The organism is Occultella glacieicola, from assembly GCF_004353825.1.
Classification (GTDB): domain Bacteria; phylum Actinomycetota; class Actinomycetes; order Actinomycetales; family Beutenbergiaceae; genus Occultella; species Occultella glacieicola.
Genome location: NZ_SMNA01000002.1, coordinates 16,744 through 39,959, shown reverse-complemented (window position 1 = coordinate 39,959; position 23,216 = coordinate 16,744). Strand labels below are relative to the sequence as shown.

General features: G+C 71.2%; 25 protein-coding genes. 21 read left to right on the top strand and 4 right to left on the bottom strand.

Annotated elements, in window-relative coordinates:
* Positions 1 to 205: 205 nt before the first annotated feature.
* The 5 genes from ileS to EXU48_RS03015 all read left to right on the top strand — a co-directional run bounded on the left by ileS (position 206) and on the right by EXU48_RS03015 (position 7,010).
* Positions 206 to 3,463 (top strand): isoleucine--tRNA ligase, encoded by a 3,258-nt coding sequence (gene ileS / locus EXU48_RS03035; RefSeq protein WP_133106130.1) that lies wholly within the window; start codon positions 206 to 208, stop codon positions 3,461 to 3,463.
* Positions 3,460 to 4,896 carry a bifunctional folylpolyglutamate synthase/dihydrofolate synthase gene (locus EXU48_RS03030; protein WP_133106129.1) on the top strand — a complete coding sequence of 479 codons (1,437 nt, stop codon included), beginning with the start codon at positions 3,460 to 3,462 and terminating at the stop codon, positions 4,894 to 4,896. The genes ileS and EXU48_RS03030 overlap by 4 nt, the downstream gene beginning before the upstream one ends.
* A gap of 17 nt (positions 4,897 to 4,913) precedes the next feature.
* Complete coding sequence (locus EXU48_RS03025; RefSeq protein WP_207947609.1) at positions 4,914 to 5,309, top strand: DUF5655 domain-containing protein; 396 nt, start codon at positions 4,914 to 4,916, stop codon at positions 5,307 to 5,309.
* A gap of 61 nt (positions 5,310 to 5,370) precedes the next feature.
* Positions 5,371 to 6,375, top strand: a complete 1,005-nt coding sequence (galE, locus tag EXU48_RS03020) for a UDP-glucose 4-epimerase GalE (RefSeq protein ID WP_133106128.1) — start codon at positions 5,371 to 5,373, stop codon at positions 6,373 to 6,375.
* Between the two features lie 89 nt (positions 6,376 to 6,464).
* Positions 6,465 to 7,010, top strand: a complete 546-nt coding sequence (locus EXU48_RS03015; RefSeq protein WP_133106127.1) for a hypothetical protein — start codon at positions 6,465 to 6,467, stop codon at positions 7,008 to 7,010.
* 15 nt (positions 7,011 to 7,025) lie between these two features.
* On the opposite strand, the gene EXU48_RS03010 is transcribed toward EXU48_RS03015, so the two are convergent.
* A complete protein-coding gene (locus tag EXU48_RS03010) occupies positions 7,026 to 7,577 on the bottom strand; it encodes an AAA family ATPase (RefSeq protein WP_133106126.1) in 552 nt (183 codons plus the stop codon).
* 167 nt (positions 7,578 to 7,744) lie between these two features.
* Between EXU48_RS03010 and EXU48_RS03005 the strand changes: the two genes are divergently transcribed.
* The 4 genes from EXU48_RS03005 to EXU48_RS02990 are packed head-to-tail and all read left to right on the top strand — an operon-like array spanning position 7,745 to position 10,351.
* Complete coding sequence (locus EXU48_RS03005; RefSeq protein WP_133106125.1) at positions 7,745 to 8,146, top strand: hypothetical protein; 402 nt, start codon at positions 7,745 to 7,747, stop codon at positions 8,144 to 8,146.
* Positions 8,092 to 9,543 (top strand): HNH endonuclease signature motif containing protein, encoded by a 1,452-nt coding sequence (locus EXU48_RS03000; RefSeq protein ID WP_165962668.1) that lies wholly within the window; start codon positions 8,092 to 8,094, stop codon positions 9,541 to 9,543. The genes EXU48_RS03005 and EXU48_RS03000 overlap by 55 nt, the downstream gene beginning before the upstream one ends.
* Before the next feature lie 38 nt (positions 9,544 to 9,581).
* Entirely contained in the window at positions 9,582 to 10,028 is a 447-nt protein-coding gene (locus EXU48_RS02995; protein ID WP_133106123.1) for a YdeI/OmpD-associated family protein, read from the top strand.
* Between the two features lie 14 nt (positions 10,029 to 10,042).
* On the top strand, positions 10,043 to 10,351 hold the full coding sequence (locus EXU48_RS02990) for a YbaY family lipoprotein (RefSeq protein ID WP_133106122.1): 309 nt from the start codon (positions 10,043 to 10,045) through the stop codon (positions 10,349 to 10,351).
* A gap of 68 nt (positions 10,352 to 10,419) precedes the next feature.
* Here EXU48_RS02990 and EXU48_RS02985 read toward each other — a convergent pair whose 3' ends face one another.
* Entirely contained in the window at positions 10,420 to 11,022 is a 603-nt protein-coding gene (locus EXU48_RS02985) for a GNAT family N-acetyltransferase (RefSeq protein ID WP_133106121.1), read from the bottom strand.
* A 107-nt stretch (positions 11,023 to 11,129) separates the two neighbouring features.
* Positions 11,130 to 11,819: a winged helix-turn-helix transcriptional regulator gene (locus EXU48_RS02980; protein ID WP_133106120.1), complete on the bottom strand. Its 690-nt coding sequence runs from the start codon at positions 11,817 to 11,819 to the stop codon at positions 11,130 to 11,132.
* Between the two features lie 150 nt (positions 11,820 to 11,969).
* Here EXU48_RS02980 and EXU48_RS02975 point away from each other — a divergent pair, with 150 nt between their 5' ends.
* The gene (locus EXU48_RS02975; protein WP_133106119.1) at positions 11,970 to 12,821 is read left to right on the top strand and encodes a class I SAM-dependent methyltransferase; all 852 of its coding nucleotides are present in this window, start codon (positions 11,970 to 11,972) and stop codon (positions 12,819 to 12,821) included.
* A gap of 72 nt (positions 12,822 to 12,893) precedes the next feature.
* Positions 12,894 to 13,865: an NAD-dependent epimerase/dehydratase family protein gene (locus EXU48_RS02970; protein WP_133106118.1), complete on the top strand. Its 972-nt coding sequence runs from the start codon at positions 12,894 to 12,896 to the stop codon at positions 13,863 to 13,865.
* Positions 13,866 to 13,868: 3 nt separating this feature from the next.
* Here EXU48_RS02970 and EXU48_RS02965 read toward each other — a convergent pair whose 3' ends face one another.
* Positions 13,869 to 14,702 carry a DUF3626 domain-containing protein gene (locus tag EXU48_RS02965; RefSeq protein ID WP_165962667.1) on the bottom strand — a complete coding sequence of 278 codons (834 nt, stop codon included), beginning with the start codon at positions 14,700 to 14,702 and terminating at the stop codon, positions 13,869 to 13,871.
* Between the two features lie 179 nt (positions 14,703 to 14,881).
* Here EXU48_RS02965 and dhaK point away from each other — a divergent pair, with 179 nt between their 5' ends.
* The 10 genes from dhaK (at position 14,882) to EXU48_RS02915 (ending at position 23,203) form a co-directional block, all read left to right on the top strand.
* The gene (gene dhaK / locus EXU48_RS02960) at positions 14,882 to 15,889 is read left to right on the top strand and encodes a dihydroxyacetone kinase subunit DhaK (RefSeq protein WP_133106117.1); all 1,008 of its coding nucleotides are present in this window, start codon (positions 14,882 to 14,884) and stop codon (positions 15,887 to 15,889) included.
* Entirely contained in the window at positions 15,889 to 16,548 is a 660-nt protein-coding gene (dhaL, locus tag EXU48_RS02955) for a dihydroxyacetone kinase subunit DhaL (RefSeq protein WP_133106116.1), read from the top strand. Before dhaK ends, dhaL begins: the two co-directional genes overlap by 1 nt.
* Positions 16,545 to 17,249, top strand: a complete 705-nt coding sequence (gene dhaM / locus EXU48_RS02950; protein WP_133106115.1) for a dihydroxyacetone kinase phosphoryl donor subunit DhaM — start codon at positions 16,545 to 16,547, stop codon at positions 17,247 to 17,249. The genes dhaL and dhaM overlap by 4 nt, the downstream gene beginning before the upstream one ends.
* Before the next feature lie 222 nt (positions 17,250 to 17,471).
* Complete coding sequence (locus tag EXU48_RS02945) at positions 17,472 to 19,211, top strand: MDR family MFS transporter (protein WP_207947608.1); 1,740 nt, start codon at positions 17,472 to 17,474, stop codon at positions 19,209 to 19,211.
* A 19-nt stretch (positions 19,212 to 19,230) separates the two neighbouring features.
* A complete protein-coding gene (locus EXU48_RS02940; RefSeq protein ID WP_133106114.1) occupies positions 19,231 to 19,647 on the top strand; it encodes a DUF4233 domain-containing protein in 417 nt (138 codons plus the stop codon).
* Between the two features lie 19 nt (positions 19,648 to 19,666).
* The gene (gene ndk / locus EXU48_RS02935) at positions 19,667 to 20,095 is read left to right on the top strand and encodes a nucleoside-diphosphate kinase (RefSeq protein ID WP_133106113.1); all 429 of its coding nucleotides are present in this window, start codon (positions 19,667 to 19,669) and stop codon (positions 20,093 to 20,095) included.
* A 70-nt stretch (positions 20,096 to 20,165) separates the two neighbouring features.
* Positions 20,166 to 21,677, top strand: a complete 1,512-nt coding sequence (locus EXU48_RS02930) for a CoA-acylating methylmalonate-semialdehyde dehydrogenase (RefSeq protein WP_133106112.1) — start codon at positions 20,166 to 20,168, stop codon at positions 21,675 to 21,677.
* Between the two features lie 49 nt (positions 21,678 to 21,726).
* Complete coding sequence (locus tag EXU48_RS02925; RefSeq protein ID WP_133106111.1) at positions 21,727 to 22,578, top strand: prephenate dehydratase; 852 nt, start codon at positions 21,727 to 21,729, stop codon at positions 22,576 to 22,578.
* Positions 22,579 to 22,584: 6 nt separating this feature from the next.
* Positions 22,585 to 22,917, top strand: coding sequence for a hypothetical protein (locus EXU48_RS02920; protein WP_133106110.1), 333 nt, complete (start codon positions 22,585 to 22,587; stop codon positions 22,915 to 22,917).
* A 55-nt stretch (positions 22,918 to 22,972) separates the two neighbouring features.
* On the top strand, positions 22,973 to 23,203 hold the full coding sequence (locus EXU48_RS02915) for a hypothetical protein (protein WP_133106109.1): 231 nt from the start codon (positions 22,973 to 22,975) through the stop codon (positions 23,201 to 23,203).
* Positions 23,204 to 23,216: the final 13 nt, after the last annotated feature.

Below are 23,216 nucleotides of genomic sequence, written 5' to 3'. Positions count from 1 at the left end.
TCACCGGTGAGCCTTCGGAAGAACGGCCGACCCGCCCGCGGGCCGGCCCAGTAGAACCGAACGGGTGGGCCCGTCACAGCCCGCAAGGAGCGGTCGGGTGCCCTCGGGCGGCCGGCAAGCGAGGTGGTACCGCGGTACGCCCCAAACCCGGGTGCGCATCGTCCTCGTACGGCAGGCACGTCCGTACTACGAAGGATCCGCGCAGATGTCCACCGAGCCGAGCGAGCAGCACTACCCCCGCCACACCCGGGCCGACGGCGTAGCGCCCTCCCCGAGTTTCCCCGAGCTCGAAGAGGGGGTGCTCGCGTACTGGGACTCCGACGGCACGTTCCAGGCCTCGATCGACCAGCGGCCGGCCGGCGAGGACGGGTCGAACGAGTTCGTCTTCTACGACGGGCCGCCGTTCGCGAACGGACTGCCGCACTACGGGCACCTGCTGACCGGGTACGTCAAGGACGTCGTGCCCCGGTTCCGGACGATGCTGGGCAAGCGGGTGGAGCGCCGGTTCGGCTGGGACACGCACGGACTGCCGGCCGAACTCGAGGCGGAGCGGATCCTCGGCATCAGCACCAAGGCCGAGATCGAGGAGATGGGGATCGAGGCCTTCAACGCGGCCTGCCGCGACTCCGTGCTCCGCTACACCAAGGAGTGGGAGGAGTACGTCACCCGGCAGGCCCGGTGGGTGGACTTCGAGAACGACTACAAGACGCTCGACGTCACCTACATGGAGTCGGTGATCTGGGCGTTCAAGCGCCTCTACGACAAGGGCCTGGCCTACGAGGGCTACCGCGTCCTGCCGTACTGCTGGCGCGACGAGACGCCGCTGTCCAACCATGAGCTGCGGATGGACGACGACGTCTACCAGATGCGCCAGGACCCGGCCCTGACCGTCGGGCTGCGGCTGGAGACCGGGGAGCTCGCGCTCATCTGGACCACCACCCCCTGGACGCTGCCCTCGAACCTGGCGATCGCCGTCGGGCCCGAGATCTCCTACGTCGTGGTGCGCCCGGCCGAGGGCGCGCTCGCGGGGGAGAAGGTGCTGCTCGCGGACTCCCGCCTCGGCGCCTACGCCCGGGAGCTGGGTGACGAGCCCGAGGTGCTGGAACGGCTCACCGGTGCCGAGCTGGCCGGGCGGTCCTACACGCCGCCGTTCCCGTACTTCGCCGGTCACGAGAACGCCCACCGGCTGCTCGCCGCGGACTTCGTCTCCACCGAGGACGGCACCGGCCTGGTGCACCTCGCGCCCGCGTTCGGTGAGGACGACATGGCTGTCTGCGACGCCGCCGGGATCACCCCGGTGGTGCCGGTGGACGCGGCCGGGAAGTTCACCGCCGAGGTGCCCGACTACGCCGGGCTGCAGGTCTTCGACGCGAACCCCAAGGCGATCGCCGACCTCAAGAACGGAAGCGGCGCCGTCGGGCAGTTCGCGCCGCAGGTGCGCCCCGTGGTGGTGCGGCACGAGACCTACGACCACTCCTACCCGCACTGCTGGCGCTGCAAGAACCCGCTCATCTACAAGGCGATGAGCTCCTGGTTCGTTCGGGTCACCGAGTTCCGGGACCGGATGGTGGAGCTGAACGAGGAGATCACCTGGGTTCCCGAGCACATCAAGCACGGCCAGTTCGGCAAGTGGCTAGCGAATGCCCGGGACTGGTCGATCTCGCGCAACCGGTACTTCGGTACGCCGATCCCGGTGTGGGTGAGCGATGACCCCGCCTACCCTCGGGTGGACGTGTACGGCTCGATCGCGGACCTCGAGGCCGACTTCGGGGTGGCCGTCACCGATCTGCACCGCCCCTACATCGACGAACTGACCCGGCCGAACCCGGACGACCCGACCGGGGCGTCCACGATGCGCCGCATCCCGGACGTGCTGGACGTCTGGTTCGACTCCGGGTCGATGCCGTTCGCGCAGGTGCACTACCCGTTCGAGAACGCGGACTGGTTCGAGCATCACTACCCGGGCGACTTCATCGTCGAGTACGTGAACCAGACCCGCGGCTGGTTCTATCTGCTGCACGTGCTCGCCACCGGCCTGTTCGACCGGCCCGCGTTCCGGACCTCCGTGTGCCACGGTGTGGTGCTCGGCTCGGACGGGCGCAAGATGAGCAAGTCGCTGCGCAACTACCCGGACGTGAACGAGGTGTTCGACCGGGACGGGTCCGATGCGATGCGCTGGTTCCTGATGGCCTCGCCGATCCTGCGCGGCGGGAACCTCATCGTCACCGAGGAGGGGATCCGGGAGAACGTCCGCCAGATCCTGCTGCCGCTGTGGAACACCTGGTACTTCTTCAGCCTCTACGCGAACACCTGCAACGACGGCGCCGGGCTGGACGCGCACGCACCCTCGCCCGAGGCGGTGGCCGGGCTCGACGTCATGGACCGGTACCTGCTCGCCCGGACCCGCACGCTCGTGACCGGCGTGCGCGCCGACCTGGAGGTCAACGACATCCCGGGCGCGTGCGCGCGGGTCCGTGAGCACCTGGACATGCTGACGAACTGGTACGTGCGCACCTCCCGGCAGCGGTTCTGGGACGAGGACGAAGGCTCCTACAACACCCTCTACACCGCGCTCGAGGTGCTCACCCGGGTGATGGCGCCGCTCGCGCCGCTGGTCACCGAGGAGGTCTGGCGGGGGCTCACCGGCGGCCGGTCGGTGCACCTGACCGACTTCCCCGACCCGGAGAACGCCGCAGACACCACCGCGGCGGCGCTGCTGGCCGACGACGAGCTGGTCGCGGCCATGGAGGCGGTGCGGGACGTCGTCTCCACCACCCACGGCCTGCGGAAGGCGAACAAGCTGCGGGTGCGCCAGCCGCTGCGGAAGGTGCGCGCCGTGGTCTCCGATACGGCAGCGCTCGCGCGGTTCACGGACCTGATCGCCGAGGAGGTCAACGTCAAGGAGGTCCAGGTGCTCGACCTGGCCGACGGCGCGGCCGCCGACTACGGCGTGTACACGAAACTGACCGTGAACGCCAGGGCGGCCGGGCCACGCCTGGGCAAGGACGTCCAGAAGGTCATCGGCGGCGCCCGGGCCGGGGCCTGGGAGCAGTCCGCCGACGGCGTCGTCACGGTCTCCGGGATCGTCCTGGAGGAGGGCGAGTACTCGCTGAGCACGGAGATCGAGGACCGCTTCGGCGACGCCATCGCCGCCGGGGTGCTCGACGGCGGCGGGTTCGTGGTGCTCGACCTGGAGCTGGACGACGACCTGATCGGGGAGGGCTACGCCCGCGACGTGATCCGGCAGGTGCAGGACGCACGCAAGGCGGCCGACCTGCACGTGGCCGACCGGATCTCGCTTCGACTGTCCGTGCCCGGGCAGTGGGTGCAGGCCGTCACCGACCGCAAGGACTTCATCGCCGGCGAGACGCTCGCGCTCTCGGTCGCCGTCGACGTGTCGCCGGTCGTCTCGGATGACGGCGACCACGGCGTCGGGATCGATCTGGAGAAGGTCACCGCATGAACACCACCAGTCACCGGTACGGCTTCGGCAAGGACGAGGAGCGGAAGGTCACCCCGGCCGAGCGCGCCGCGGAGGTGGCCGCCGAGGCCGAGGCCAAGGCCATCTACTCGGAGATCCTGACCCGGGCCCCCGAGCACGACATCGACCCGACCATCGACCGGGTCGCCGCTCTGGTCGAGCTGCTGGGGGACCCGCAGAAGTCGTTCCGGGCGATCCACCTCACCGGCACGAACGGCAAGACGTCCACGTCCCGGATGGTCGAGCGGCTGCTGCGGGAGCTGGGGCTGCGCACGGGTCGGTTCACGTCCCCCCATCTGCACACGGTGCGGGAGCGGATCGCGATCGACGGTGAGCCGATCTCCGCGGTGCGGTTCGTGGAGGTCTGGCGCGACATCGAGCCGTACGTGGCGATCGTGGATGCCCAACTGGCGGAGAAGGGGCAGTCCCGGCTGAGCTTCTTCGAGGTGCTCGCCGGGTTCGCGTTCGCGGCCTTCGCCGACGCCCCGGTGGACGTGGCCGTGGTCGAGGTGGGCCTCGGCGGGGAATGGGACTCCACCAACGTCGTCGACGGCGAGGTGGCGGTGTTCACGCCGATCTCCCGGGACCACGAGCGCTGGCTCGGGCACACGATCACGGAGATCGCCACCGTGAAGTCCGGCATCATCAAGGCGCTCGACCCGGGTGCCATCGTGGTGACCGCCGAGCAGCCCGAGGAAGCCGCCGTCATCATCGCCGACACCGCCAGGGCCCGCGGCGCCCGCGTGATCGCGCAGGGCTACGACATCGAGGTGGTGAACCGGACCGTCGCCGTCGGCGGCCAGCTGATCGACCTGCGCGGCACCGGCGGCCTCTACACCGAGGTCTTCCTGCCCCTGCACGGCGCCCACCAGGCCCAGAACGCACTCCTCGCGCTCGCGGCGGTCGAGCAGTTCACCGGTGGGGGAGCCCTCGACGGCTCGGTGGTCGAGGCCGCGTTCGCCGACGTGGACTCGCCCGCGCGCCTCGAGGTGGTCCGACGCAGCCCCACCGTGCTCGTCGACGCCGCGCACAACCCGGCCGGCGCCCAGGTGCTCGTCGAGGCGCTCGAGGAGGCGTTCGCGTTCCACCGGCTGGTGGGCGTGGTCGGGATCATGGCGGACAAGGACGCCGAGGGCATCCTGTCCGTCCTCGAGCCGGCCCTCGACGAGGTGGTCATCACCCGGTCCACGTCGATGCGCTCCATGGACATCGACGACCTCGCCGATCTGGCCCGGGACGTGTTCGACTCCGACCGGGTGCACGTGGCCGACCACGTCGGGGAGGCCGTGGCCCTCGCCGCGGACCTGGCCGAGCAGGGTGACGCCGACCAGATCGCCTCCGGCACCGGCGTGCTGGTGGCCGGTTCGGTGATCCTCGCCGCCGAGGCGCGGGCGCTGTTCCGGCGGGACACATGAGGGCATAGGTTGCTCCGGTGGACATCGTGGAGTGGACCGTCGCCGACCATCTGCGGGGCAAGCCCGACGAGGGGGTCGCCCTCTACGAACGGTTCGTCGAACTGGTCGCCGGCTGTGGCCCGTTCACGTACGCCGTCTCCAAGACCACCATCACGTTCAAGGGCGTCCGCCGTGGTTTCGCCGGTGCCCGGCCCACCGACCGTGGGCAGCTGGTCGGCTACCTGGACCTGCAGCGGCGGGTGGAGGACCCGCGCATCCGCAGCGCCGCGCCGTACACGAGGCGGCTTTTCGTGCACCACTTCCGGGTGGACGAGCTCACCCAGCTGGACGAGGAGTTCGCCGGCTGGGTCGCGGCGGCGTACGCGGTCGGCGCCGGGGCGCACCTGGACCGGCCCTCAGGAGTGCTTCCCTGACGCGCCGGGCGACCCGACCCTCCGGGGACCGGTCCGGACTCCGGCCAGTAGGCTCGCGCGTATGAAGATCCTGGTCACCGGCGGGGCCGGCTACATCGGGTCGGTGACCGCGACGGCGCTCGAGCAGGCCGGGCACACCCCGGTGATCCTGGACTCCCTGCTCAGCGGCCCGCGGGTGTTCACCACCGGCCGGATCTTCTACGAGGGCGACGTCGCCGACCGTGACCTGCTCCGCCGCATCGTCGCCGAGCACCCGGACCTCGAGGCCACCATCCACCTGGCGGCCCGGATCGTGGTCCCGGAGTCGGTGGCGCAGCCGTACCTGTACTACCGGGACAACGTCGCGAAGTCGCTGGAGCTCTTCGACGAACTGACCGCGCTCGGCAAGCCGCGGGTGCTGTTCTCCTCGTCCGCGTCGCTGTATGCGCCGAAGGAGGGCTTCGAGGTCACCGAGGCGGACCCGCTGGAGCCGACGTCCCCGTACGCGCGCACCAAACGCATCATGGAGCAGATCCTGCAGGACCTCGCCGCCGCCACCGACCTGCGCGCGGTGATCCTGCGGTACTTCAACCCGATCGGCTCCGACCCGGACCTGACCAGCGGGATCTACGACAAGGAGCCCTCGCACGTGCTCGGCCAGCTCGTGCTCGCCGCCCGCGGCGAACAGGAGGCCTTCACGATCACCGGCACCGACCTGCCCACTCGCGACGGCACCGGCATCCGCGACTACATCCACGTCTGGGACCTGGCGCGCGCCCATGTGCGCGCGGTCGAGGCGTTCGACGACGTCCTGGCGGGAGTCCATGCCCCGAGCGTGATCATCAATGTGGGCACCGGCTCGGGCGTCACGGTGCGCGAACTGGTCACCGCGTTCGAGCGGGTCGCCGGAACCGAGGTGCCCACGGTGACGGCCCCACCCAGACCGGGCGACGCCGTCGGGGCCTTCGCGAACGTCGACAGGGCGACGGCGTTGCTCGGGTGGCGGGCCGAACTCACCCTGGAGGAGGCGATCGCCTCCGCGCTCGCCTGGGCGGACCGGCGGGGGCAGATCCTCGAGCGCAGCTGACTGCGCGGGGCGGACACCGAGCGGTATTGTCCCTGGCGGATATCGGGTTGAGGGGACTAGGGACCGCGATGCGGCGTGGACGTGGCCGGATGGCAGGACTCGGGGTGTTGTCGCTGGCGTCGGCTCTCGCGGCGTGCACCGTGAGCGGGGCGGACACGGGGGAGGAGACAACGTCCCCGGCGCCGAGCGCGACCACCACGGCGCGGACCTGGGACCGGGACGTCGTGCTCGAAGCCCTCACCGAGGGCCACGATCAGGTGAGCGTCGGTGACCTCACCGCGATGACGGAGGCGATCGACGCCGGCCAACCGTGGTGCCTGCCGGTCGACGTCCTGTACTACTGCGTCTTCGTCGGCTGGTCGGAGTCGGCGGGCGTGCCCGGGTTCACCGATGACGCCGCCACCGAGGCAGCCACCAATCCGGACGGCAGCGTGGTGTCGGACGGCGACGCACCGCCCACGCAGCTGTACGAGCAGTTCCAGGAGGTTGGCCCGGAGGAACAGCGATTGTTGGTGATCGCGGACCTTGACGCAGCGAGCGCGGCCACCGGGAAGGTGCTCGAGAGTCACTACCTGGTGGGTCTCGGCGAAGATCTCGACGCGTCCTTCTACGTCGCATTTCCCGAGATGGACTGACCGGTCGGAACTCGGTCAGCAGCCCGTCAGGAGTTGCCCCAGTTCGCGCGCTAGCGCACGGGCATCCTTTCCGTCGGAGTGCAGCACATGGTCCGACGGCGTCCGTTGCGCCTCGATGTAGCGGCGCCGATAGAAGTCGTCGAGTTCGGGACGTGCCGAGTCGCTCTCGAACCGGTGTCGCCAGGTCTCGGGCTCCGCATGCAGCTGCACGCTGACCGTTGGGAGCGCGGGTGGCGCGAGGGTACGGACCAGGTCCTGCATGCTGGTGTCCTGGAACACCCAGGTCACCAGCAGCAGTTCGATACCGGCGGCGTCCGCGTTGGCGATCACGGCGCGCAGGTTCGCCTGGACCATGGCGGTCGTCCGCTCAGTGACCTCCCAGGGCTGGTGCGCCCAGAGCGAGTCGACATCGACCCACTGCACGAGGACCGAGCCGTCGGCCGCGAGGCTCAGGAACTCGCGGGCGACGGTGGACTTCCCGACGCCGGGCGCGCCGCCCAGCAGGACCAGACGCATCGGGCCCGTGCGGGGGAGATCGGCTGGCGTCGGTGCGACCGCGGCAGGCATGAGGGCACCGTGGCAGTCACCCGCCTCGCGATCAAGTGGATTGACTCGCATCCGCCGCCGCTCAAGGTCGGGAGGCTGAGGTCGAGGCTGCGGTCCAGAGGTGCAGGGATTCCCCGGCGAGGCCCGTGTTCGAGGCGATGTCAGGGGTCGGTCGTAGCGTAGTGGGTATGGCAACGGAGTCGGTCGGCGGGCCACCCGAGGGTGGGGGTCTCGACCCTGCCCGGGTGCAGATCTTCCCTGCCGCGGACGTCGCCACGGTGCGCCTGGCCTGGGAGTGGGAGGTCCTGCTTGCACCTGACGGGGTGGGACTCGGTGCCGTGGGCAACTCTGCAGTTGCGGGCCGGTTGGACGCGTCGGACCCGTCGGACACCTTGCTCGAGACGGAGCTCGCCGCGTTCCTGGCCGGCCTCGAGAACCCGCCGCTGGTGCAGCGGCTCGCGCAGATGCCACCCTCGCCGGAACTGATGGCGAACTCGCCGAGCTCGACCTCGACACCGTCGACGAAGCGGTCCTGGTGGAGGTCGCGGCCGCTGCCCGGCGGCTCGAGGCGGCCGCGCACGATACCCTGACCCGCGCCGCTGCGGTCCTTGCCGAGCGAGCCGCGATGAACCAGCCCGCCCTGGAGATGTTCACGCAGGGGCAGACGTCCACCGCCGGTGACGAGTTGGCGATGCGGCTGACGACCACGCGGAACGAGTGCCTGTCGCTGATACGTCAGGGGACCATGTTCACGTCGATACTGGTCGGCACCGGCGCCGCCCTCGCCGTCGGCCGGATCGATCCGGCCAAGGCGAAGATCATGGCGGAGTCGCTGGTGGACGTGCCGGGCGAGGTGGCCATGGCGGTGGAGGACCTGGTGCTGCCCAAGGCGCCCGACCGCACCCCGGGACAGGTGCGATCGGATGTCGCGAAGGCACTGATCAGCGTCGACCCGGCGCAGGCACAGGCTCGCGCCCAACGCCGGGCCAGGTCCAGGAAGGTCACCCGCCCCAGGACCCTGCCGGACGGGGAGGCCTCGGTGTGGGTGTCCGGCCCCGCCGACCAGGTGCTCACTCTGGATGTGGCCCTGGACGGTGCCGCACGGGCGGCGCGAACCGCCGGCGATCCACGCACCCTGGACCAGTTGCGCTTCGACATCCTGACCGACGTCGGGGCGCTCGCCCTGGCCGGCGGCCGGTTTCCCGGGACCGATACCGACCTCGCGTCCAACGGCGGGCGCCGACCCGAGATCCATGTGACAGTCGCGCTCGAGCACCTCCTTGCGGCCGACGGGTCCGGCAACGCCGGGCCTGGCGCCGATCGTGGAGCGCAGCCCTGCCCTGATGGGGCGATCGGCACGGGTGAAGCGCTCGGAGTCGGTCGTCGTCCGTGGAGCGGGCGCGGCGGTCGGGCCGAGCAGATCCACGACACCCATCCGAGCCCACCCAAGACCTCGATCGATCCTGAGACCGTCCCGATCCTGACCGGGTACGTGCCGATCACGCCGACCGCCGCGAGGGCGATCGCGGCCGGCGGGATCTGGCGTCGACTGGTCACCGATCCGCTCACGCATGCGGTGCTCGATCTGGGTCACACCCGCTACCGGCCCACGCAGGAGCTGGCCGACCACATCGTCGCGCGCGACCGGACCTGTGTGGGTCCCGGCTGCTCGCGCCCGGCGTCCGGGTGCGATCTCGACCACACCGTGGCCTGGATCCACTCGCCCGAAGGTGCCGACGAGCCCGGTGACGCCGCGGGCGGAACCACGTCGGAGGACAACCTCGGCCCGATGTGCACGCGTGAGCACCTGATCAAGACGCACGGCGGGTTCCGGGTCGAGCAGGCCGAGCCCGGGCTCTTCGAGTGGACCACCCCGGCCGGACTGCGCTACCGCCGTGAACGTGACGGCACCCGGACCTTCCTCGGCCACGTGGTCTACGGCACCCTGCACCCACCACGTCCACCCGACGCGCCACCGCCGTTCTGACCCTGGCCGGCCGGCGCTCGAATCGGCACACTGGGGGCATGCGCTACCCGACGACCATCCATCAGACCGGCAACAACACCGGCGTTCCGGTCCCGGAGGAGGTGATGGCGGCACTGGGACCCGGGAAGCGGCACCTGGTGGTGGTGACCATCAACGGGCACACCTATCGCAGTTCGGCGGTGTCCTACGAGGGGCAGTTCATGATCTCCCTCAGCGCGGCGAACCGCGCGGCCGCGGGTGTCGCGGGCGGTGACGACGTCGAGGTCGACGTCGTGCTCGACACCGAGCCCCGGGTGGTCGACGTACCGCCCGAGCTCGCTGCGGCCCTTGCCGAGGATCCCGGCGCGAAGACCTTCTACGAGTCGCTCTCGGCCAGCAAGCAGAAGCGCTTCACGCTCCCGATCGCCGACGCCAAGACCGACGAGACCCGGACGCGCCGCGTCGACAAGGCGATCGCCGCGCTCCGCGAAGGCCGGGCGCTCTGATCTACGGTAGAGCGATGGTCTCGAACATCGTCACCGTCAACGGCACCGTCGGCATCCGGGAGCGCATCGCGCTGCCCGGTGGCTCGGTCTTCACGATCAAGTTGGTCGGCCACGACGGTGACGTCCTCGCCGGGGTGGCCGTGGATGCGGGCGTGGGTGACGCGGACTTCGCGCTCACCGTCGACGCCGCGGACGCGCCGAACCCCAAGAAACTGAGCCTCTGGGCCAAGTTGACGTCGCCGGCCGGCATGTGGGGCACGCCCGAGCTGGTCGCCGTCAGCGAACCGCTCACCGACCTGATCCTGGTGCGAGTGGACCGCTGAGCCCGGCCGGCTACTCGGGCGCTCCCTGGAGGGCGCGAACCTCGATGCGGAGCAGCTATCGGACCGGCTCAGCCCGCGACGCGGTGCCGCAGCCGGTGCTCCAGGTTCGCCCTGACCGCGGGCCACTCCGCGCGCACGATCGAGTAGAGCACCGCGTCCAGCAGGGCACCGTTGCGGTAGCGCCGGTTCGCCCGGAGCACGCCGTCCTGCTTCGCTCCGAGGCGCTCGATCGCGGCCCGGGACTGGTGGTTCACCCATTGGGTGCGAAATCCCACGCACTCGCAACCGAGGGTCTCGAACGCGTGCGTGAGCAGCAACAGTTTCGACTCGGCGTTCGTCCCGGTCCCGTGCGCGGAGGCCCGATTCCAGGTGTAGCCGATCTCGAGCCGGGGCACGGCCGCGTCCCAGTCGTAGTAGGTGGTCATCCCCAGCACCACGTCATCCGTCGTTCGGATCGCCGTGAACGCCAGCATCTCGCCCCGCTCCTGCCGAGCGAGCCGGCCCTCGATCTCACCCGCCATGTCCTCGGGCCGGGGGATCGAGGTGTACCAGCGGTCCCACATCTGCCCGTCCCGCACGGCGTCGACGAGGCCGTCGTGGTGCCCGGCCGAGAGCGGCTCGAGCCGGACCAGACTGCCTGTCAGGGTGAGGGGTTCGAGCGGCGTCGACATGCGGCCAGGGGATCACGCCGGGCCGGGCCTGCTCCACTCGCCACGCCCATGGGGCGGCCTCGGCTCGCTCCACCGACCCTGCGGGCTACCCGGGGACACCCTGCCGGTCACCCGGGGACCGCGGCACGGGCGGCGGCCAAGTCCGCCAGTCGCATCCGCCCGAGCCAGGCCGGGATCGCCCGCCTGACGTCCGTGGGTCCCTCGACCCGGACGTCTCCCGAGCGCAGGGCATCGTCCCACCCGGTGTCCCCACGCCACAGCCGGACGAGCGTGCGCAAGGTGGTCCGGACCGTCGCGGTCGCCTCGAAGCCGGGGTCGTAGTCGCACACGTCCACCTCGTCCCCGGCGACCACCAACCACCAGCCGCCGCTGCGCTGCGGGACGTCGGACAACCGGAACTCCAGGACGGTGCGCGTGCGCGGCCACGCCGCCAGCGGGATCGTCCGGCGCATGTCCCAGAACAGCAGGTGCGGATCCAGGTCCTCCTCGCCGAGGTCGCCGACCCAGCGCAGGCCCCAGACGCCGAGGGCCTCGACCACCTCCTGCAGATCCAGCCCGGACTCGGTCAGGGCGTAACTGACTCTGCCGCCGACCTCGACCCGGCGCACCAGCCCGGCGCGGTCCAGGCTCCGGAGCCGTTTGGACAGCAGCGCCGGTGACATCCGCGGCAGCCCACGCCGCAGTTCGTTGAAGTGGCTGCTGCCGGCGATCAGCTCCCGGATGATCAGCAGCGTCCAGCGCTCGTCGAGCACCTCCATCGCCTTCGCGACCGGGCAGAACTGACCGTACGTCGCCATCGCGACCTCCTCGTCCTGCGCCAATTAGACGCCTGCTGCGACCACGCTGACCAGTACAGATCGTGAACCAGCGCCGGTTCAGAGTTGGCACTGGAGGTGCGGGTCCGCCGGCCGCACCCTGGGAACTCCCCTACGAAGGAGCTCGGAACCATGGCACAACAGATCACCACCGACACCACCGGCACCACTGCCGACCGCGAACTCAAGGCGAAGCACCGGACCATGTGGGGCCTCGGCGCCTACGACCGGGTCGCCGACGAGATCATCCCGTCCCTGGGACCCGTGCTCGTCGAGGCCGCCGGCATCACCGCGCAGCAGCGGGTCCTGGATGTCGCGGCCGGCACCGGCAACGCCGCCGTCCCCGCGGCCCGCGTCGGCGCCGACGTCGTGGCGAGCGACCTCACGCCCGCCCTCCTCGAGATCGGCGAGCGGTCCGTCGCCGGCACCGGCCTGCACCTGGACTGGCAGGAGGCGGACGCCGAGGCGCTGCCGTTCGACGACGGCGCGTTCGACGCCGTCATCTCCTGCGTGGGCGTCATGTTCGCGCCGCACCACCAGGATGCCGCCGACGAGCTCCTCCGGGTCACCCGGCCGGGCGGAACCATCGGCCTGCTCTCCTGGACCCCGGAAGGATTCATCGGCCAGATGTTCGCCACCATGAAGCCGTTCGCCCCACCGGCTCCGCCCGGAGCCCAGCCCCCGCCGCTCTGGGGCCGGGAGGACCACGTCCGCGCGCTGTTCGCAGACGGCGCCGAGATCCGAGGCGCGCAACGGCGCACGCTGGTAGTCGACGCGTTCACCGGCGGCGCGGCGTTCCGCGACTACTTCAAGCAGACGTACGGACCGACGATCGCGATCTACCGCGCCATCGCTGCCGACCCCGAGAAGGTCGTAGCGCTGGACACCGCGCTGGCAGGTCTCGGCGAGCAGTACGGGCGCGAGGTCGGCGGCTCCTTCGTGATGGAGTGGGAGTACCTGCTGCTCACGGCGACTCGACGCTAGCGGGCCGGGTGCGCGGCTCGCCGTGACGGGTGCCCTGCGAGAGGCTGGGGGTCCCCGGACCAAGGAGTGAGCATGCGCATCATCGTCGTCGGAGGCAGCGGCCACATCGGAAGCTACCTCGTCCCGCGGCTGGTCCGAGCCGGCCACGACCTCGTCTCCGTCAGCCGCGGGACCCAGGCCCCCTACACGGACTCGCCCGAGTGGCGCGACGTGACCCAGGTCGTGGCCGACCGGCAACAGCAGGACGCCGACGGCAGGTTCGGTGCCACAGTCCTCGCCCAGGACCCGGACGTCGTCGTGGACCTCGTCAGCTTCACCCTGGCGTCCACGACCGCGCTGGTGGAGGCGCTGCGTGGGAGGGCTGGCCACCTGCTGCACTGCGGCTCGATCTGGCGGTACGGCCCGAGCCTGAAACTGCCGATCCGCGAGGGAGAGGGCACCCGGGCCATCGACGAGTACGGCACCCAGAAGGAAGCGATCGCCCGCTACCTGCAACAGGAGACCCGTGCGGGCGGGCTGGTGACCACCTCGGTGCACCCGGGGCATATCGTCGGGCCCGGCTGGGCGCCGATCAACCCGCTCGGCAACCTCGACCCGTCGGTGTGGGCGGCGCTCTCCGCGGGCCGGACGCTCCGGATCCCCGGCAGCGGCGCCGAGACCCTGCACCACGTCCACGCCGATGATGTGGCCCAGGTCTTCGAGCTGGCCGTCGCCCGGCGTGACGCTGCTTCGGGTGAGGACTTCCACGCCGTGGCGCCGTCCGCCCTGACCGTGCGTGGCTACGCCGAGATCGCGGCCGGCTGGTTCGGTCGGTCCGCCCACCTCGAGCCGGTCTCCTGGGAGCAGTTCCGGGCGGGCACCACGCCCGAGCACGCGCAGGCGAGCTGGGGTCACCTGCATCGCAGCCAGTACCTCAGCATCGAGAAGGCGCAGCAGCGGCTCGGCTACCGGCCCGCGTACGAGCCGGAGGCCGCGATCCTGGAGTCCGTGCGGGTGCTCGTCGAGCATGACCGGCTGCCGGTGGAGGGCCCGCTCACGCCCTGAGCCTCATCGCTGACCGAACCGCGCGAGCAGGTGCCAGACCCGTTTGAGGTCCTGCTCGTCGTGGTCACCGCTGCGGGCGGCGGCGCCGATCATGGCCGCGTCCAGAACGCCGTCGACGGCGAGGCGCAGTCCCAGGTCGACGAACCGCTGCCCGCGGTAGGTCGGGTGCGCCGTCAGCTCGTGCGTGGTGATCCGGAACCCGGGATGCCACTCGAGGGCGCACCCGAGCGCGGCCGCGTCGGCCTCGACGGCGGTGCCCCGGAAGCACGGGTCCAGGACCAGGGCCTCGACATCGACCGGGAGCCGAACCGGCCCGTGCACGTGTGCCTCGATGCCGTCGTCGAGCAGGTCGGCCGAATCGGCGTCCGCGATCGCGATCAGCGGCATCCGGGAGGCGACCCCGAAGTCCACCGGCTTGAGGACGCTGTCCGGGTAGCAGAACGTGCTGCGGGCGTTGACCTCGGCGGTCAGCCGGAAGTGCGCGGAGCCGAAGCGCTGTGCGCCTCCTACGGCCCGACGGCGGTGGTTCAGGGCCCCGTAGACCGGCCGCTGCGCGGAGGGTGCGCCGTCGTACGCGCCGCCGAAGAGGCGGCTCTCCCAGCCCCAGCGGTCCCCACCGGGGTGCGCGGTCAGGCCACCGTTGCTCGTGCCGGTCTCGAACTGCGACCGGTACCGGCCGTCGTCGGCCATCGCCGCAAGGATCGACCGATCCGCGACCCGCCGGTCCGGATGGAACTGGAGCGTCACGCGCAGATCGGCCGCGAGCGGCGGCCCGACGGACCGCGCCGCCACGTACGCGAGGGCGCCCTGTTGCGCCGGGCTGAGGATGAGGGGCATCGCGAGCACAGTATGCCGCCCGCGACCTCGGCTCACGAGCCCGGGCGCCGCGCGCACGTTGGTCCAATCGCTAGGCAAAGGCGTGCCGAGGGGTACAGAGTTGGCAGCACAGTGTCCCCTCCCAGTCCCATGCCCGCCCGGTCGGCTCAGAGCCGGGGCGCAGATGCGAAGGAGCAGTCATGAAGAAGTTGATCAACGACCCGCAGAACGTGGTCGCCGAGAGCGTTCAGGGCTTCGTGGCCGCGCACGCGGACCTCGTCGTGGCCGGCGACAATCCCGAGGAACTGTTCGTGTCCAGGGCCGGTGGCGCGGTCCAGGGCAAGGTGGGTCTGGTCAGCGGCGGCGGCAGCGGGCACGAGCCGCTGCACGCCGGCTTCGTCGGCGTCGGCATGTTGGACGCGGCCGTCCCCGGCCCGGTGTTCACCTCGCCCACCCCGGACCCGATCCTGGCCGCCACGAAAGCTGCCGACGGTGGTGCAGGCGTGCTGCACATCGTGAAGAACTACACCGGGGACGTGCTCAACTTCGAGACCGCGGCCGAACTCGCCGACGCCGAGGGGATCACCGTCAGGGCCGTCGTCACCGACGACGACGTCGCCGTGCAGGACTCGCTGTACACGGCCGGCCGCCGCGGGGTGGCCGGGACCGTGCTGGTCGAGAAGATCGCCGGCGCCGCCGCCGAGCGCGGCGACGACCTGGACGCCGTCGCCGAGATCGCCACCCGGGTCAACGCGAACGCACGCTCGATGGGCGTGGCGCTGACCGCCTGCACCGTGCCGCACGCCGGCAAGCCCTCGTTCGACCTCGGCGAGGACGAGATCGAGATCGGCATCGGCATCCACGGGGAACCCGGCCGCCGGCGCATCCCACTCGCCTCCGCCGACGAGATCACCGACCTGCTCCTGGACCCGATCGTCGAGGACCTCGGCGTCAGCAGCGGCGACCAGGTCCTCCTGTTCGTCAACGGCATGGGCGGGACGCCCTCGTCGGAGCTGTACATCGTCTACCGCCACGCCCGCACCCAGCTCGAGGCGAAGGGCGCCACCGTGGCCCGCTCGCTGGTCGGCAACTACATCACCTCCCTGGAGATGCAGGGCGCCTCGATCACCGTGCTGCGCCTCGACGACGAACTCACCGCCCTCTACGACGCGCCCGTGCACACCCCGGCGCTGCGGTGGGGCCTGTGATGGCCGACGTGATCGGCGTCGCCTGGGCGACGCAGTGGGTCCGGGCGAGCGCCGCCGCCGTCGGGGAGCACCGGATGGAGCTGATCGACCTGGACCGCGCTATCGGCGACGGCGACCACGGCGAGAATCTCGACCGCGGCTTCAAGGCGGTGCTGGTCAAGCTGGACAACCCGGACACCGCGCCACCCGAGACCGTCGGTGACGTGTTCAAACTGGTCGCCACCACGCTGATGTCCACCGTCGGCGGCGCCGCCGGCCCGCTGTACGGGACCGCGTACCTGCGTGCTGCGAAGGCGGCCGACGGCGCCACGGTGGATGCGGCCGGTGTCGCGGACCTGCTCGACGCCGCCGTCGGCGGCATCGTCGCGCGCGGCAAGGCCGAGGTGGGTGACAAGACCATGGTGGACGCGTGGACACCCGCCGCCGCGGCCGCACGGGAGGTCGCCGACGGCGGTGGGACGGCCACGCAGGCGCTGCGCGCGGCGGCGACGGCGGCCCGCACCGGTGCCGAGTCCACCGATCCGCTGGTGGCCCGCAAGGGCCGGGCCAGTTACCTGGGGGAGCGGGCGATCGGGCACCGGGATCCGGGTGCGCAGTCCTCGGCGCTGCTGCTCGAGGTGGCCGCCGACGCCGCCGAGTCGGCAGAGTCGGCACAATGAACACCGCCACGGCCCTCGTGCTCGTCTCCCACTCCGCGCAGTTGGCCGCGGGCACGGTCGAGGTCGCCCAGCAGATGGCCCCCGACGTCGCCCTCCGGGCCGCCGGCGGCACCGAGGACGGGCGCATCGGCACGAGTTACGACCTCGTGGAGCGGGTCGTCACCGACCTGCTCGACGGCGGCGCCACCGCGGTCGTGATCCTCACCGACCTGGGCTCGGCCGCACTCACCGCGGAGTCGGTCGTGGACATCCTCGACGACGACCGGGTGGTCGTCGTCGACGCCCCGTTCGTGGAGGGGGCCGTCGCGGCCGCGGTCGCCGCCCAGTCCGGGGCGGACGCCGCCGCGACCGGCGCCGCCGCGCGGACGGCGGTCGGTGCCTTCGGCGCTTCGGCGCCGGACGACGCGACCACAGCAGACGGTGGCGTCGCCGCGGAGTCCGCGGACGCCGTCGAGCGCTCCGTGGTGCTCCGCAACCGGCTCGGGCTGCATGCTCGTCCGGCCGCGACCCTGGCCCGCAAGGCGGCCGACTTCGACGCCGAGGTGACCCTCAACGGCGTCGACGCGGCCAGCGTGCTGGCCCTGATGGGGCTCGGTCTCACCGGGGGCGCCGAGGTCCGGTTGCGGGCCACCGGGCCGCAGGCCACACAGGCCGTCGAGGCGATCGTGGCGGATGTGGAGGCCGGTTTCGGCGAGGAGTGAGGTGCCCGGTGCGCCGGCGACCGTCGGCCCGGGTGGGGAGCGCCACTCCGGTTCCCGGCACGTTGCGCGGACGCCGAACGTGCCGTTTGATGCACCCATGGGCGGACCCGAGGGGCGCGGCGTCAGCTTCTCGGGGGATCCAGGGGTGGCCGGCATCCCGCACCATTGAGGTGATCGCCCGCGCCCGGCCCGGCAGCCGCACCGACCGACCCCGAGGAATCCATGGCATTGGCCCCGACGCTGACCGACGACAAGCCGAAGATCGTCCTGAACCAACGGACCGTCTGGTTGATCTTCGGTGCGTTGCTGGCGGGGATGTTCATGTCGTCCCTGGATCAGTCGATCATCGGCACCGCGATGCCGACCATCGTCGGCGAGCTCAGTGGCGTGGAGCATCAGGGCTGGCTCGTCACGATCTACATCCTCGCGCTCGCGGTGGTGATGCCGCTGTACGGGAAGTTCGGTGACCTCTGGGGCCGGCGATGGCCGTTCCTGGTGGCGATCGCCCTGTTCACGATCGCCTCCGCGGGAGCCGGGTTCGCGCAGAACTTCAACCAGCTCGTCCTCTGGCGAGGGGTTCAGGGCCTCGGCGGCGGCGGCTTGATGATCCTCGCGCAGGCGATCGTCGCGGACATCGTCCCGGCCCGGGACCGCGGCAAGTACATGGGCCCGATCGGTGCCATGTTCGGCATCTCCGCCGTGGTCGGTCCGCTTCTCGGTGGCCTGTTCACCGAGAACGCGGACTGGCGCTGGTGCTTCTGGATCAACATCCCGATCGGGTTGTTCGCGTTCGCGGTCGCGTGGTTCACACTGAAACTGCCGAGCCACCGCTCCGGCCGGCGGATCGACGTCGGGGGCATCGTGTTCCTGGTGCTCGCCACCTCCGGGCTGGTGCTGGTCACCAGCTGGGAGAGCTGGAGCGGCGCCCATCACTACGACTGGAGCGACCCGCTCCTGCTCGGCCTGGTCATCGGCACCGTGGTCTCGACGGTGGCCTTCGTGATCATCGAGAACCGGGTCTCGGAGCCGCTGCTGCCGATGCACCTGTTCCGCAACGGCACGTTCTCGATCTCGACCGCCGTCGGGCTGATCATCGGCGCCGGCATGTTCGCCGCGCTGGGCTTCCTGCCCACCTTCCTGCAGATGGCCACGGGAGCCGGGGTCACCGAGTCCGGGTTCCTGCTGCTGCCGATGATGGTCGGCGTCGTGATCGGCACGATCGGGTCCGGCCTCGCGATCACCAAGCTCGGCCGGTACCGGGTGTTCCCGATCGCCGGCATGGCGATCGCCACCCTCGGCCTGATCTGGCTGACCCGGCTGACCGGGGACATGTCCATGGTGCTGTTCGGGGCGATGATCTTCACCCTCGGCCTCGGCCTCGGTCTCGTGATGCAGACCATCGTGCTCGCGGTGCAGAACACCGTGGATCCGCACGAGATCGGGATCGCCACCAGCGCCAACAACTTCTTCCGGGAGATCGGGGCGGCCGTGGGAGCCGCCCTGTTCAGCACGATCTTCACGACCCGCCTCGTGGTCGGGCTCACCGAGGGACTGGCCACGGTGCCACCCGAGGAGGTACCGGCCGAGGGACTGGGGATCGACACGCTCACGCCCGAGGCGGTCCACGGGCTGCCGGACGCCCTCAAGGAACTCGTCGTGAACAGCTACGCCGAGTCGCTGACGGCCTCGTTCTGGGCGTTCGTGCCGCTGCTCGCACTCGGGTTCGTGCTGACCCTGTTCCTGAGGGACGTGAAGCTCTCCGACACCGCCGGCATGGTGGCCCGCGGCGAGGCCGTTGTCGAGGGGCCGCCGCACGACCACGGGCACTGGCACGGGCGACACGTGGCCGACCACGACGAGGACGAGCCGGATCCCGCCGGCGGGCCGGGGGCGCCCAGCGCTCCGGGTCGCCCCGATCCGGGCTCGAAGCGGCCGGGCTCCCACGGCGCCCACGCCCGCTGAGCCGCATTAGCCTTGGAGGGTGAGCACACGTCCCACCCCCGAGCCCGAGCCGAGCCGAGCCCCTGCCCGCCCGCAGCGCTCGGCACGGCTGATCTTCTGCCTGACCGTGCTCTCGCTCGAGATCTTCGTGGTGTTCTTCGCCACCCTGGTGGCGTTCGGGCTGCGGCTGTCGGAGCCCGGCCTGGTCTGGGCCGTCGGCGGCGCCGGGATGCTGCTGTGCCTCGTCGCCACCTACCTGCAGAAGTACCCGTTCGGGTTGGTGGCCGGGTACGTGGTCCAGGCACTCCTCCTGCTCTCCGGGATCCTGGTGCCGATGATGCTCGTGATCGGCATCGTGTTCGCGGCGATCTGGGTCACGGGCGTGTGGCTGGGCGGCAAGATCGACGCGGAACGGCTCGAGCGGCTGCGCGCCGAGCGTTCCGCCTCGCCATCGTGACGCCGCTACTGTGAGTGCCATGACGACCAGCACCGAGCGCACCCTGATCCTCATCAAGCCCGACGGCGTCCGCAGGGGCCTGGTGGGCGAGATCCTCCGCCGGGTCGAGGCCAAGGGATACACCCTCACCGCCGTGGAACTGCGGACCGCCGACGACGGTCTGTTGGCCGCCCACTACGCCGAGCACGAGGGCAAGCCGTTCTACGAGCCGCTCGTGGAGTTCATGGGTTCCGGCCCCGTGCTGGCGGCGATCGCCGAGGGCAACCGGGTCATCGAGGGATTCCGTGCGCTCGCCGGTGCCACCGACCCGACGGCCGCCCTGCCCGGGACGGTCCGAGGCGACCTCGGCCGGGACTGGGGACTGAAGGTGCAGCAGAACCTGGTGCACGGCTCCGACTCCGTGGAGTCCGCCGAACGCGAGATCGGGCTCTGGTTCCCCGGGCGCTGACCCGGCGAAGGGGGTGACGCGGGGCGCCGCGACGGGTAGAACTGGGGGACACCCCGACGAGGAGGACCCCATGAGCGCACCCACGGTGGAGCACGTGATCAACGGCCGGCGGAGCAGCACCGGCGGTGACCCGATCGAGGTCACCGACCCGGCCACCGGCGCGGTGATCGGCGTGATCCCGGCGGCGGGCCAGGCCGAACTGGACGAGGCCGTCGCGGCTGCGCAGGTGGCGTTCGAGCAGTGGTCCCAGACGTCGCTGACGAAGCGGGCCGGGGTGCTGTTCGCGTTCCGGGAGCAGGTCGCGAGCCGGCGCGTGGAGATCGAGGAGATCATCTCCCGCGAGCACGGCAAGACCCGCCCGGACGCCGCGGGGGAGATCACCCGCGGCCTGGAGATCATCGAGTTCGCCTGCGGGCTGCCCCAGCTGCTCCAGGGCTCCTACGCCGACCAGCTCTCCACCGGGGTGGACACCTACGCCTACCGGGAGCCGCTCGGCGTGTGTGCCGGGATCACACCCTTCAACTTCCCGGCGATGGTGCCGCTGTGGATGGCCCCGATCGCGATCGCAGCCGGCAACGCGTTCATCCTCAAGCCGTCCGAGCGGGACCCGAGCGCCTCGCTGAAGCTCGCCGAGCTCTGGGCCGCGGCGGGACTGCCCGACGGCGTGTTCTCGGTCCTGCAGGGCGGGCCGGCCCTGGTGGACGCGATCCTCGCCCACCCCGGCATCGAGGCCGTCTCGTTCGTGGGCTCCACCCCGATCGCCAAGCACGTCTACGAGCGCGGTTCCGCGCACGGCAAGCGGGTGCAGGCCCTCGGCGGCGCGAAGAACCACGCCGTCGTGATGCCGGACGCGGACGTCGACGAGGCCGCCGACCACCTGGTCGCGGCCGGCTACGGGTCCGCCGGGCAACGATGCATGGCGATCTCCGCCGTCGTGGCCGTCGGTTCCGAGGAGGAGACCGGCCCCCTGATCAAGGCGATCGCCGAGAAGGGCAAGGCCGTGGTGGTCGGGCCCTCGACCGACGAGGACTCGGAGATGGGGCCTGTCATCACGGCCGCGTCCCGGGACCGGATCCTCTCGATCATCAGTGAGACGGAGGCCGAGGGCGCCCAGGTGGTGCTCGACGGCCGAGACCTGACCGTCCCGGGTCACGCCGAGGGCTACTTCGTGGGGCCCACCCTGATCACCGGGATCGACCGGTCCTCACGGGCCTACACCGAGGAGGTGTTCGGACCGGTGCTCGTGGTGCTGCGCGCGGCCGACGTCGACGAGGCCATCCGGATCGTGAACGAGGGACCCTACGGCAACGGCGCGGCCATCTTCACGTCCTCCGGCGCGGCGGCGCGCAAGTTCCAGCGAGAGGTTCAGGCCGGCATGGTCGGCATCAACGTGCCGATCCCGGTGCCGGCCGGTTCCTTCTCCTTCGGCGGGCGCAAGGCGTCCCTGTTCGGGGACACCCACATCTACGGCCGGGAGGGTCTGAACTTCTACACCCGCGCCAAGGCCGTGACCAGCCGGTGGCCGGACAGCGCCCTGCGGCCCGCGGCCTCGCTCGCGTTCCCGTCCGAGCCCAGGCACTGACCGCACCCGCGCTCCGGCGCTGGTGCGCCGACGTGGGAAACTGCTTGTCGTGAGCAAGGGACGCATCGCGTATCAGGGCGAGCCGGGGTCGAACTCGGACATCGTATGCAAGCAGCACTACCCGGACTGGGAGGCCGTGGCCTGCGCATCCTTCGAGGACGTGTTCGCGGCGGTCGAGCACGGTGAGGCGGACCTCGCGCTGATCCCGATCGACAACTCCCTGGCCGGCCGGGTCGCGGACATCCACCACTTCCTGCCCACGTCGGACCTGCACATCATCGCCGAGCACTTCCTGCGGATCCGGTTCAACCTGATGGGGATCCCCGGGGCGTCGCTGGACACGATCCGCACGGTGCACAGCCACGTCCACGCGCTGGGGCAGTGCCGCAAGGTGATCCGGGCGCTGAACCTGACGCCGGTGATCTCGGGGGACACCGCGGGCGCGGCGCGGGAGGTCGCCGAGGCCGGTGACCCGACGATGGCCGCCATCTCACCGCCGCTCGCGGCCGACGTCTACGGACTGGAGATCCTCGCCACGGACGTCGAGGACGAGGACCACAACACCACCAGGTTCGTGGTCCTGTCCCCGGAACTGGTCCGTGCCCCGTCGAGCAACGGCCCGGTCGTGACGAGTTTCATCTTCAACGTGCGCAACCTGCCGGCCGCCCTCTACAAGGCACTCGGGGGCTTCGCCACCAACGGCGTCAACATGACCAAGCTGGAGAGCTACATGGTCGGCGGGGAGTTCGCCGCCACGCAGTTCCTCGCCGAGGTGGACGGACACCCCGATGACGTCGGGCTGTCCCGTGCCCTCGAGGAGCTGGAGTTCTTCACGACCGAGGTGAAGGTCCTCGGCGTCTATCCGGCGGACGCCTACCGTCAGCGGCAGCTCCGCGGGTGACGTCACGTGCAACGGGTCGGGCCTGACGAGGACGGCGGCCGCACCGCTGCCACCGGCGCTCGCCCGGGTCCGGCGTGGGTCGACATCGTCCTGCGGTCGCAGGCCATCGCCATCCTCGCCGCCATCGCGACGGGCCTGCTCGCGTTCTTCATCGGTCTCCCGCTCGCCCGGGACGTGTTCCACCTGGGTTGCGGACCGGCCGGCCCCGCGGGGGACTACGTGTGCGCGGACGGGATCGGCTACGGGGCGGGCGGGGTGCTGTGCTGCGGTGCGGTGGGCGTCGTCGTCTTCGTGGTGGTCCTTCGCCGCGGTGCCAGGTCGAGCCGGCGCCGCGAGTAGTGGCGCGGCACCCGCCGCCGGGCCACTATGGGCAGACCCGAGTCGAGGAGGAGTCATGAGTACACTTCCCGGTCACGAGTCCTGGCGCGATGCCGGCCTCGTGGAGGATGACGAGACCGACCCGAAGAACCTCGTCGAGGAGGCCACGCACCCCGAGCACACGGCGGGGGAGGACTACCGCCCCGGTACCGCGCGCCCCGACCTCGACGACCGGGCCGGCGAGGCCGATGTGATCGACCAGTCGGTGGTGGTGCCGGACGAGGACTCGGACACCGGGGAAGACTGAACATCTGTCCGTC